This window comes from Candidatus Rokuibacteriota bacterium, assembly GCA_016188005.1.
Classification (GTDB): Bacteria; Methylomirabilota; Methylomirabilia; order Rokubacteriales; family CSP1-6; genus UBA12499.
This window is the reverse complement of record JACPIQ010000048.1, coordinates 1-11,562: the sequence shown is the minus strand read 5'-3', so window position 1 is coordinate 11,562 and position 11,562 is coordinate 1. Positions and strand designations below refer to the sequence as shown.

General features: G+C 71.7%; 8 protein-coding genes. All 8 read left to right on the top strand.

Annotated features, from left to right (window positions below):
* On the top strand, positions 1-1,195 hold a 1,195-nt coding region (locus HYV93_09615), incomplete at its 5' end, for a transpeptidase-transglycosylase (protein ID MBI2526226.1).
* A 59-nt stretch (positions 1,196-1,254) separates the two neighbouring features.
* Positions 1,255-1,692, top strand: a complete 438-nt coding sequence (locus tag HYV93_09610; GenBank protein ID MBI2526225.1) for a septal ring lytic transglycosylase RlpA family protein — start codon at positions 1,255-1,257, stop codon at positions 1,690-1,692.
* Positions 1,693-1,707: 15 nt separating this feature from the next.
* Entirely contained in the window at positions 1,708-5,220 is a 3,513-nt protein-coding gene (locus HYV93_09605; GenBank protein ID MBI2526224.1) for a DUF748 domain-containing protein, read from the top strand.
* A 141-nt stretch (positions 5,221-5,361) separates the two neighbouring features.
* On the top strand, positions 5,362-6,795 hold the full coding sequence (locus HYV93_09600; GenBank protein ID MBI2526223.1) for a hypothetical protein: 1,434 nt from the start codon (positions 5,362-5,364) through the stop codon (positions 6,793-6,795).
* A 38-nt stretch (positions 6,796-6,833) separates the two neighbouring features.
* Entirely contained in the window at positions 6,834-8,132 is a 1,299-nt protein-coding gene (locus HYV93_09595; protein ID MBI2526222.1) for a hypothetical protein, read from the top strand.
* Positions 8,119-9,579 carry a sigma-54-dependent Fis family transcriptional regulator gene (locus HYV93_09590; protein MBI2526221.1) on the top strand — a complete coding sequence of 487 codons (1,461 nt, stop codon included), beginning with the start codon at positions 8,119-8,121 and terminating at the stop codon, positions 9,577-9,579. The genes HYV93_09595 and HYV93_09590 overlap by 14 nt, the downstream gene beginning before the upstream one ends.
* Before the next feature lie 45 nt (positions 9,580-9,624).
* Positions 9,625-10,752, top strand: a complete 1,128-nt coding sequence (locus HYV93_09585) for an MFS transporter (protein MBI2526220.1) — start codon at positions 9,625-9,627, stop codon at positions 10,750-10,752.
* 45 nt (positions 10,753-10,797) lie between these two features.
* A partial coding sequence (locus HYV93_09580) for an amidohydrolase (protein ID MBI2526219.1) occupies positions 10,798-11,562 on the top strand: 765 nt, incomplete at its 3' end.

The window sequence follows — 11,562 nt, the reverse complement described above, 5'->3', positions numbered from 1 at the left end:
GGGGGCGCGCATCGTCACCACGCTCGACCTCACGCTGCAACGCTTCGCCGAGAACGCGGTCGCCGCCGGCCTCGACCAGCTCGAGAGCCGCTACGCCCGGCTCCGGCGGAGCGACCCGAGTGCGCGTCTGCAGGCTGCCCTGATCGCGCTCGATCCCGCTACCGGCGAGATCCGCGCCTTCGTGGGCGGGCGCGACTACCAGGCGAGCCAGTTCGACCGCGTGACGCTGGCGCGGCGCCAGCCCGGCTCCGCGTTCAAGCCGTTCGTCTATCTGGCGGCGATCAGACCTCGGGAAGGCGCGCTGCCGTTCACCGCGGCGACGCTGGTCGAAGACGGCCCCATCACGGTCAACGTGGACGGCAAGTCCTGGAGCCCGCGCAACTACGACGACCACTACGAGGGGCGCGTGAGCGTCCGCCGGGCGCTCGAGCAATCGCTGAACGGCGCCACCGTGCGTATCGCCCAGGCGGTGGGCTCGCCGGCAATTGCGGAGACGGCTCAGGCTCTCGGCCTCGCCGAGAACACGGCTCCCGTCCCCGCGCTCGCCCTCGGCGCCTTCGAGGTCACGCCGATCGACCTCGCCGCTGCGTACGTCCCGTTTGCGAGCGGAGGCCTGCGGCCGGGCGCGATCCACTCGGTGCGCGCGGTCTACCGGGCCGACGGCAGTGCGGTCGTGCCCGGCGGCCGCGACGCGACTCCGTCCGCCGTCATCACCCCTGCCGAGGCCTATCTGATGACGTCGCTGCTCCAGGGCGTCATTCGCTCGGGCACGGCCAGCGCCGCGCAGTCGCTGACCGCCGGCAGCGAGGTGGCCGGCAAGACCGGCACGACGAACGAGGGCCGCGATGCCTGGTTCGTCGGCTATTCGTCCCGCCTCGTCGCCGCCGTCTGGGTCGGCTTCGACGACGCCACGCCCCACGGGCTGAGCGGCGCAGCGGCGGCGCTGCCGATCTGGTCGCAGTTCATGAGGCAGGCGCTCGACGCGTATCCCGCGCCCGCCTTCGTGGTGCCGGAGGGCATCCGGATCGCGGACAGCGACGCGAGCGATGGCGGGCTCGCCGGCACGTCGTGCCCGCGGGTCGCGGGCGAGGTGTTCCTCGCCGGCACCGAGCCGGAGCCGTGCACGGAGCAGGCCGGGATCACGTACCGGATAGAACATTGGTGGAATCGGCTGCGCGACTGGGTCTGGCGCTGATCCGGCCGGCCGTCCTGGCTCCGTGGGCCGTCGCCTTGGCGCTGACGGGCTGCGCGACGATGGCCGGCGTCGTCAAGGGGCTCCCACCGGAGAGGTCGCCAGGCTCAGCGCCTCAGCCGAAGGCTCCGCCGCCGGGAGAAATCCAAACGGGCCTGGCCTCGTGGTACGGCCGTCCACACCACGGTCGCCGCATGGCCAGCGGAGAGGTCTTCAACATGCACGCGCTCACCGCCGCGCATCCGTCCTTGCCGCTCGGGACGCGCGTGCTCGTCACCCATGTCAAGAACGGCCGGTCCGTCGAGGTGCGCATCAACGACCGCGGTCCGATCGTCCGCGGACGCATCATCGACCTGTCCTATGCCGCCGCGCAGAGGCTCGGCGCCGTGGACGAGGGAGCGTTCCGGGTGAAGCTGCGCACGCTCTCGGACCACTCGCCCGCGGCGCCCCCGGCGAACGAAAAGGACAGGCGCAACAGCGCTCTCGACGAGGGGCGGTAGGAGGATGGAGGAGCCATGAGCGCCCGTCGCTGGCTCGCACTGATCGCCGGCGTGGTTGTGGGGGCGATCGCGGTCACGCTCTACGGGTTACCCGAGCTCGTTCGGCACGTGGCGACCGCGCGCATCCACGCGCGGACCGGGCGGCCCACCAGCATCGATCGCGTCGACCTCAACATCCTGATCGGTCGGTTCACGATTCACGGTTTGCAGATCGCGGAACGCGACGGCCACACGCCGTTCGCCGGGTTCGAGCGGCTGGACCTCCGCCTGCGCTTGCCCTCCCTCCTCTTCGGCCACCTGTGGGTCCGCGAGCTCATCCTGACCCGACCCACCGTCCACGTCGTGCGCCTGCCCAGCGCCGGATTCAACTTCTCCGATCTCCTCCAGACGTCGGGAACGACGGGCCGGCCGATCGACGTAACGGTGGACCGCTTCGCGCTGACGGATGGGACGGTCACGCTGGAGGATCAAGCGCTCCCCGAACGCCGGACCTGGAGCTCGGAGCACATCGTCATCGAGGCGCACAACGTGTCCACCCGGCGCGACGATGGGACGGCGGTCGGAAGATCCGTGACCGCGGGCGCCCCCGCGTCCATCACCCTCACGAATCTGCGCCTCTATCCGATTCACCTGCAGGGCACGGTCACGGTCGAGGGACTCGACCTCACGCCGGCACGGGTCTACCTCCCGCCCGATGCCTCGGTCAGCCTCGCCCGTGGGCGTGCCAGCGCCTCCCTCACGGTCGCGCTCGATGCGCGGGAAGGCTTGCGCGCCGATGCGACGGCGCGGTTCGAGGACGTGACTCTCGTCAGAGCGGCCAGCGGCGACGTCCTGGCTGTCGTGCCGAAGATGACGACCGACATCGGCGGGTTCGTGCACCGTGAGGGGTCTCTGCAGCTCGGCCGGCTGGCGCTCGACAGCGCGATGAGCGTCCGCGATCCCACGGCGAAGCAGGGTGGTCGCTTCCGGCTGGCCACCGTGCGAGCGACCGTGGCCGATCTCACGTGGCCCGCCGCGACGCCCGGGAAAATCGACATCCGGGCGAGCGTCGCCGGGGGCGGGACGTTGGCCGTCACGGGCGCGCTGCAACCGCCGCCGGCCCCCACCGACGTGCGTGTGCGTCTCGCCAATGTCGATCTCGCCCCGTGGGCCCAGTTCCTCCCCGTCGCGGCCCGGATCACCGGCCTCGCGGAAGCGGACCTTCGCATGAACGAGCCGCTCGCCGCGGGCATCCCCGCGCGCGTGCAGGGATCGATTGCCGTCAACCGCCTCGCCGCTGCCGATGCTCACCGGTCGCTCCTCGGTGCGCAGCGCATCGAGGCGCGTGGGCTCGAGGTCCACTGGCCCACGCACGTGGTGGTCCAGCGCGTCCTGATCAGCGAGCCGCGGGGTACCGTCGAACGCGATCGGGGCGGCGGCTTTCCGATCAAGGATCTCGCACGCCGGCCAGCCTCGCCGACCGCAGCTGCCTCCGCCTCCGCCCCACCTGCGGCGACCGCAGCCCTCGCGGTCGACATCCGCGAGATCGTCGTGCGCAACGGCGCGCTGACCTGGCGCGACGAGACCGTCTCGCCCACCGCCCGCCTCGACGTCTCCAGCATCGACGCCGGCGTGACGGGCATCGGCTGGCCACTGCGTGGACCGGCCGGGGTGCGCCTGGCGCTCCGGCCGCCCGGTGGCGGTCAGCTGCACGTGACTGGACGCATCGGGCTCGATCCGCTCTCCGCCGATCTGCGCCTGGTGGCAAAGAATGCCGAGCTCGCGCCCTATCAACCGTATCTGCCTACGACGGCTCGTGTGCGCGGCGCCGCCGATCTGGACCTGGCCGTCGTCATGCCCCGGCTGACCGAGTCCCGCGTCACGGCGCGGGGCCACGCCGCGCTCTCGCGGGTGGACGTGCGCGACCGTGAGCGGACCGTGATGAGAGTTGAGCGAGCCACCGCGACGGCTCTCGAGGTTGATTGGCCCGGGCGCATCGCCGTCGCCCGTCTCGCCCTGGCGCAGCCGTGGATCCTGGTCGAGCGCGACGACAAGGGCGGCCTGCCATTGCGCGCCTTGTTGACCTCACGACCGGACACCCGGACAGACCGAGGCGCGGCCGGGGATCCCGGCGTCGTGACCGCGAGCGAGACGACCGAGACCGACGGCAGCGCTCTCGTGGCCACCGTCACTCAGGTGAGCGTCGACGGCGGCGGCGCGCGGGTCGTCGATCGCGCGGTCTCGCCCGCGTTCGCCATGGACCTTCAGCGGATCGCGATTCGCCTGGAAGGTCTCTCGACCGCGCCGGCGAAGCCAGCACGGGTCAGCCTCACGGGACAGCTCGGGCCCTCCGCGACGGTGGACCTGCGGGGTACCCTGCGGGCGATGGGCGGGCCCCTGTGGGTCGACGTCAACGGCGACGTGCGCGGACTTGCGATCCCGCGCGCGAACCCGTACCTCCTCCAGCAGGTTGGCTGGAAGACCACGGACGGCCAGCTGACGTCCGAGTTTCGCTGTCGCCTCGACGGCGACGCGCTCTCGGCCAGGACCGACATCCGGCTCAGCCGGTTGCAGCTCGTTCGCGCGGCGGCCGAGGACGGGGCTCAGGCGCGCATCGGACTGCCGCTTGGCCTGCTCACCGCGCTCCTCAAGGATCGACGCGGGGACATCAAGGTGTCGTTCCCGGTGGGAGGCCGCCTCAATGATCCGCGGTTCGACTTCAGCGAGGCCATCTGGAGCGCGGTGCGCGCCGTCGCCATCAACGCCATCACGCTGCCCGTCAGCTGGATCGGGCGCGTCAAGGTCAGCGAGGATTCGCGGATCCAGCGGATCGACGTGAATCCCGTCCCCTTCGAACCCGGCACGGCGACGCTTACCTCGGAGGGGCAGGCGCAGGCCACGCGTCTGGCGGCCTTCCTCGAGCAGTTGCCCGAGATCAGGATGACGCTGACCCCGGTCGTCTCATCGGGCGACGTGGACGAGCTGAAACGTCGCGCCCTGGAGACGACCATCGAGAGGATGGCACGCGAGGAGCGACTCTCGGGGGCTGCCGCCGCCCGACGCCTCTTCGAGCAGCGCTTCCGCGAGCGGCCGGCGCCGGACACGCTTGAGGCCGCCACCGCCGCCCTCCTGGAGCGGGAGCCGGTCACGCCCTCCGCGGTCCCCGAGCTGGCCACCCGTCGTCTCGAAGCCGTGCGCGCCACGTTCAAGCAGGCGGGAATCGACCTTGCGCGGTTGACGGAGACGAAGCTCGTTCAGCGGGAGGGCACCGAGAGCCATCTCGAGCTCAACGTCGTTCAACCGGAATCCTGCGCCAGCGTCGGGCCCCTGGAGGACATGCGGATCGAGTCCGAGGTCAAGGCCCGGCTCGTCGCCGAGAAAGACGCGAACCTCACGCGCCTCGGCGTGCTGAGCAGCAACGCGACCGTGTATCTCAGCGGGACGGTCGACTCCGCGGATCAAAAGGCGCAGGCGGCGGCTCTGGCCAGGGGCGTTCGAGGCGTCCGGCGCATCATCAACAACCTCGACGTTCGCTCGGCGCCCAGGTGACTCGTTTGCCCGGGCGCGTCCGCGGGCGCCCGCGGCTTGGTAGCGGCCGGCAGGCCGCGCTGGGATAAACTAGCAGTCATGCCGGATCCCTCCGCGGCGTCCCCCCCGGCCGGTTCCGGTCCCGGCAGGCTGCTCCGGCGCGTGGTCGGGCCCGTGAGGGTCGCGTACCTGCCCGTGCTGCTGACCTACTTCTGCTACGGAGCCAGCGGGATCACCGGCGTGGCCATGCTCTACTTCCAGAAGGACGCGCTCGCGCTCACCCCCGCCGAGGTGGCGGGCATCGGCTTCTGGCTGGGCTTGCCCTGGAGCATGAAGATGGTGGCGGGCGTCGCCTCCGACGTCTATCCGATCCTCGGCAGCCGCCGGAAGGCGTACCTGCTCCTGGGCGCCCTCGGCGCCTTCGTGGGCTACGCGCTCCTGGCCACCGTGATCGCCACCAAGGGCGCCTACCTGGCGGCCATGGTGCTGGTGACGGTGGGCTTCATGGTCCAGGACGTCGTGGCCGACGCGCTCAGCGTCCAGGTGGCGCGGACGGACGAGGAGATGGGGCAGGTGCAGACCCTGGGGCGCATGGCGCTCCTGGCGGGAAGCCTCAGCGTGGGCTACCTGGGCGGCGTGCTCGCGGGCACTCTCGGCTCCCGTCCCGTCTTCGCCCTCGCCGCCGGTCTGCCCGTGCTGGTGGGCCTCGGCGCGCTCTTCGTGGGCCGGGAGGCGCGCTCCGCGCCCGGACCGGCCGCGCGCGCTGCCGGGCAGGCGCTGGCCGAGAGCGGCCCGCTGGGCGGCGGCAAGGCGCGGCTTGTCATGATCGTCGGGCTCTCCTATGCCGCCCTCGGCGTCGCGCTGGAGCGCTTCGACATACCCTTCGCCCAGGAGCTGGTCCTCGTGGTGTCCGCGACCCTGATCGTTCTCCTGCTCTCTCGCGTGGGGCTGTCCCGCCCCGTGGCGGTGGCCGCCTTCGTGATCTTCCTGTTCCGGGCCACGCCGGGGGTGGGGCAGGGGTACAGCTACTGGGCCATCGACAGGCTGGGCTTCGACCAGCGGTTCCTGGGCCTGCTTGCCCAGGCCAGCAGCGTCCTGAGCCTCCTGGGTCTGGTCCTCTTCCGGAAGCCCATCACGCAGCGCCCCGTGAGCTTCACGATCTTCTGGGTGACCGTGGTGGGGACCCTGCTCTATCTGCCGACCATCGGCCTCTTCTACGGCGCCAACGAGTGGGTCGGGATGAGCGCCCGGACCTTCGCCTTCATCGACACCACGATCTCGGCGCCGCTGTCGCAGCTCGCCATGGTGCCCATGCTGGTCCTCATCGCCCGCACGGCGCCCCGGGGAGCGGAGGCCACCATGTTCGCCATCATGGCCTCCTTGATGAACCTGGCGCTGTCGGCGAGCGAGCTGGGGACGCGGTACCTCAACACCTTCTTCGGGGTGACGCAGCAGGACTACGGGAATCTCGGCCGGCTCATGCTCGTCGTGGGCGCCATCGGGCTCCTGCCGCTGGTGGTGATCCCGCTGCTCAGGCGGGAAGAGGTCCACCTGAGCCCGGCGGGCGCCCCCGCCACGGGTCAGACCCCCGCATGACCGGCTCCGCGCTATATTGAGGGCGGCGTGATCACCCCATGAGGACCCTCGCGCGCAGACCCTGGACGGCGCTGGTACGCCTGCTCGAGCGGGACGAGCGCGTCTTCGCCTTTCTCCTGGCGCTGGTCATGGTCGGCGGGCTGGCCACGCTGGGGCTGGCGCCGCTGCGCCCCCGCTACCGCTTCGACGTCTACTCGCTGGTGCTCTGGTTCGCGGCCTACAAGGCGTGCATCCTGGCGCTGGTCACTGTAAACCCGAGGGCGACGCGGCCGATCTTCACGGGCGCCCTGGCGGTGGACCTCCTGCTGGTCTTCTCGCTCCTGTATCTGACGGGCGGCGCCGACAGCCTTTTCTACCTCCTGTTCTTCCCGTTGGTGGCGGTCAACGCGTATTACTTCGGGCGCTGGGTGGGGCTCCTGGTGGCCCTGGTGGCCGGGCTCCTCTACGCCGCCGCCGCCGCGCTGGCACCCCCGTGGGTTGGCTGGACCCCCGTCATCATTCTCATGGGGCTGGTCGGGCTGCCTGCCTTCGCCCTGGGGCACGTGGCCGAGCACGAGCGGCGGGCCCGGGCCGAGGTGGAGCGGCTGAACGCGGAGCTGACGGGCACGCTCACGCGGCTGCAGGCCGCGCAGCAGGAGCTCGTGGTGGCAGAGCGCATGGCCACGGTGGGGCGGCTGTCTCTGAAGGTGGCCCACGAGGTGCGCAACCCCATCGCCGCCATCGAGCTGAACGCCGAGATGCTGGGCGACATCGTGGGCGAGCGTCGGGAGCCGGACATGGAGGAGGCCACGACCCTGCTGGGCGCCATCCGCGAGCAGGTGATGGCCCTGGACGCCCTCACCGAGGAGTACCTGGCCTTCGCCCGCTTCCCGCGCCCGCAGTTCGAGGAGGACTCCGTCAACGAGATGGTGACGGCGGTGGCGGAGTTCGTGCGGCCGCTCGCCACGCGCCAGGGCATCGCCGTGCGCCTGGAGACGGACCCGGCGGTGCCGCCCATGGCCATCGACCGCTCGCTGCTCCGCCAGGCGGTGCTGAACCTGGTCAAGAACGGGCTCGAGGCCCTGTCCCAGGGCGGGATGCTCACCGTGACCACCCGGCGGCTCGACGACACCGTGGAGATCCTCGTGAGTGACACCGGTCCGGGCATCCCGCCGGACATCGGCCGGCGGCTGTTCGAGCAGTTCTTCACCACCAAGCCCCAGGGGACCGGGCTCGGGCTGTCCATCTCGCGTCAGATCGTGGAGGAGCACGGAGGCCGCATGACCTGGGACAGCCGTCCGGGCTCGGGCACCACCTTCACCATCTCGCTGCCGATCAAGAGGGCTGCGCTTGTCTGACTCCCCGCTGCTGCTGGTGGCCGACGACGACCCGGCGATCCGCCAGAGCCTCGAGCGCACGCTCACCCGCGAGGGCTACCAGGTGGTGCTCGCCCCTGACGGTCACGCCGCGCTGGAGCGCCTGCGGGGGGGCGGGGTGGACCTCGTCCTCTCGGATCTCAAGATGCCCGGGCTCACGGGTCTCGAGCTCCTGCGCGAGGCCAAGACCGTTGCGCCCGACGTGGACGTGATCATGCTCACGGCCTTCGGCACCGTGGAAGAGGCCGTCAAGGCCATGAAGGACGGCGCCGTCGACTTCCTGACGAAGCCGTTCCAGCGCGCCCAGCTGATCCGCGTGATCCGCAAGGCGCTCGAGCACCGGGCCCTCGTCGAGCAGAACCGGGCGCTGCAGAAGCGCCTCGACGACCTCCTGCGCCAGGGCGACATCATCGGGGTGAGTCCGGCCTTCCGCCGCATGATGACGCTCGTGGACCAGGTGGCCAACAGCTCGGCCACGGTCCTGGTCCACGGCGAGAGCGGCACCGGGAAGGAGCTGGTGGCCCGCGCGATCCACGAGCGCTCGCCCCGGCGCGGCGGGCCGTTCGTCGCCGTCAACTGCGCGGCCCTGCCCGAGACGTTGCTCGAGTCGGAGCTGTTCGGCTACGAGAAGGGCGCCTTCACGGGTGCAGCGGGGCGGAAGGAAGGGCGCTTCGAGCTGGCCGACGGCGGCACCCTGTTCCTGGACGAGGTCGCGGACCTCTCGCCGGTCACCCAGCCGAAGATCCTGCGGGTGCTCCAGGAGGGGGAGTTCGAGCGGGTGGGCGGCACCCGGACCCTCCGCGTCGACGTGCGAATCGTCGCGGCCAGCAATCAGGACCTGACGACGCTCGTCCGCGAGAAGCGTTTCCGCGAGGATCTCTACTACCGGCTGAACGTGATCAGCATCACCGCCCCACCGCTCCGGGAGCGGCGAGAGGACGTGGCGGTCCTGGCCCAGCACTTCCTGCGCGTGTACGCGGCCAAGAACAACCGGCACCTCGAGAGCTTCACCGACGACGCCCTCCGCTGCCTCGAGGCCTACGCCTGGCCCGGGAACGTGCGGGAGCTGGAGAACGTGGTGGAGCGGGCGGTGGTGCTCGCCCGCGGCTCGGCGGTGGAGGTGACCGATCTGCCGGACAACGTGGCCGAGCGCGCCGTGATGCTCGAACGCCCGGGGGCGGCCCAGGGCAGCGCGGGGGCGGAGGGGGCGGGCGCCGGGGCCGCGGGGGAGGCCTTCTTCAAGATCAAGGTGGGCACGCCGCTGGCGGAGGTCGAGCAGCGGATCCTCGAGGAGACGCTACGGCTGACCAAGGGGAATAAGACCCTCACGGCCAAGATCCTGGGGATCGACCCGAAGACCGTCTTCCGCAAGCTCAAGGCCGGTGAGGCGGAAGAGTCCGCGGCGGCGGACGAACGCCCGGGGAGCTGAGCGCCCATTGCAGCCTTGAGCGGCACGGCGCTGGTATGCCTGCTGATGTTCTTCAGCACGTTCTGCAACGGCGCCTTCGGCCCGCTCCTCCCCGAGATCGCTCGCGCGCATGACCTGGCCGACTGGCAGCTGGGCGTCGTGGCCGGCGCTTTCGGCTTCGCCCGCATGGCGGGGGCCATGCCCGCAGGCCTGCTGGCCGGCCGCAGCCTGGCCACCGCCTTCAGCCTCGCTCCGGCCGTCATGATCGTCGGTCTGCTGGTGCTCGGCACCGGGGGGCCGTTCCCGGTGCTCGTGCTCGGCCGGGGTCTCATGGGCCTGGCCCACACGCTGGGCATGGTGAGCGGGCTCACCGCCGTGCTCCAGGACGAGCGCAGCGCCGGCGCCACGGTGCGGCTCAACACCTACGAGGCCTCGGGGATGCTCGGCATTCTCGGCGGACTGGCCCTCGTCGGACTCTTGCCGCAGGACTGGGGCTGGAACGTGTCGCTGCTGGGAGCTTCCTCGCCACTCCTGCTGGGCGTCGCCGTCCTGCCCCTGCTGCGCCGGCGCCTGCCCGAGCCGCCGCCCGCACGCCCGCGCGCCACTGCTGAGGGATCCGATCCCGCGCATCCGCCCGCTGCCCGCACGCCCCCCGTGGTCTGGTTCATGCTGGCTGTCGGGATGGTGTTCGGGTTCTGCTGGTCGTCGGTGAGCCAGTTCCTCATCCCCCTGCGCGGGACCCGGGAGTTCGGCCTCGAGCGCTCCGGCATCTCGCGCCTGCTCGCGATGGCTCAGGGCGTGGATCTGATCGTCCTGCTCCCGGTGGGGCAGCTGGCCGACCGGCTGGGCCGCAGCCGGGTGCTCGGGGCCGTGGCGCTGGCGATGGGCCTCGGTGCGCTGGGGGCGGGGCTCGGCTCCTTCCCGCTCTTCGTCGCCGGCTGCGTCGGCTTCGGCCTCGGCCTGGCGGGCTGGATGCTGCCGCTCGGCGTGATCCGGGAGCACGCAGGGCGCGAGGGGCTCGCCCGCCGTACCGGTCTCTACCGGCTGGGCGTGGACGCGACGGTATTCCTCGGGCCCGTGGCGAGCGGGGTCCTCGGCGCGAAGGCCTCGGGGGTCTTCGTCGCCGGCGTGGGACTCGCGGCGCTCGCGGCCGGCGCGCGGCTCCTCTGGCGCCCGCCCACCGTCCCACGCTGATCCCGCGGCAGCGGTGATATCCTGGGCCCACCCAAAGGAGGAGCCATGCTCATCGTGGACTCGCAGGTGCACATCTGGGGCGCTGACACCCCCGACCGTCCGTGGCCCCCCGGCCGCGCGCACCAGGCCCAGAAGCCGCACCCGGTCACCAAGGAGATGGTGCGGGCCGGGATGGACGAGGCCGGTGTCGGCCGCGCGGTCATCGTCCCGCCCTCGTGGGAGGGCGACCGCAATGACCTCGCGCTGGAGGCGGCGGGCCTGCACCCGGACCGCTTCGCCGTCATGGGCCGGCTCGCCATCGAGCGGCCCGAAAGCCGGGCGCTCGTCGCGGGCTGGAAGCGCCAGCCGGGGATGCTCGGCCTCCGCTTCACCTTCCACACGGAGGTCCAGAGGCCGTGGCTCCACGACGGCACGGCCGACTGGCTCTGGGCCGCCGCCGAGCAGGCAGGCATCCCGGTGATGATCTTCGTGCCCGGCTCGCTGCCGGCGGCCGATGCCATCGCCGCGCGGCACCCCGGGCTGCGGCTCGTCATCGACCACCTGGCGCTGCCGATCGCGGAGAAAGACGCCGCCGCCTTCGCCGACCTGCCCCGGCTCCTGGCCCTGGCGAAGCGGCCCAATGTCGCGGTGAAGGCCTCGGCGCTGCCCTGCTACTCGACGGAGCCGTACCCGTACCGGGGGCTTCACCAGTACATCCGCCAGGTCTTTGACGCCTTCGGGCCGCGGCGCGTCTTCTGGGGGACGGACTGGACGCGCCTGCCCGGCCCGTGGCGGCAGGCCATCACGCTCTTCACCGAGGAATTGCCCTGG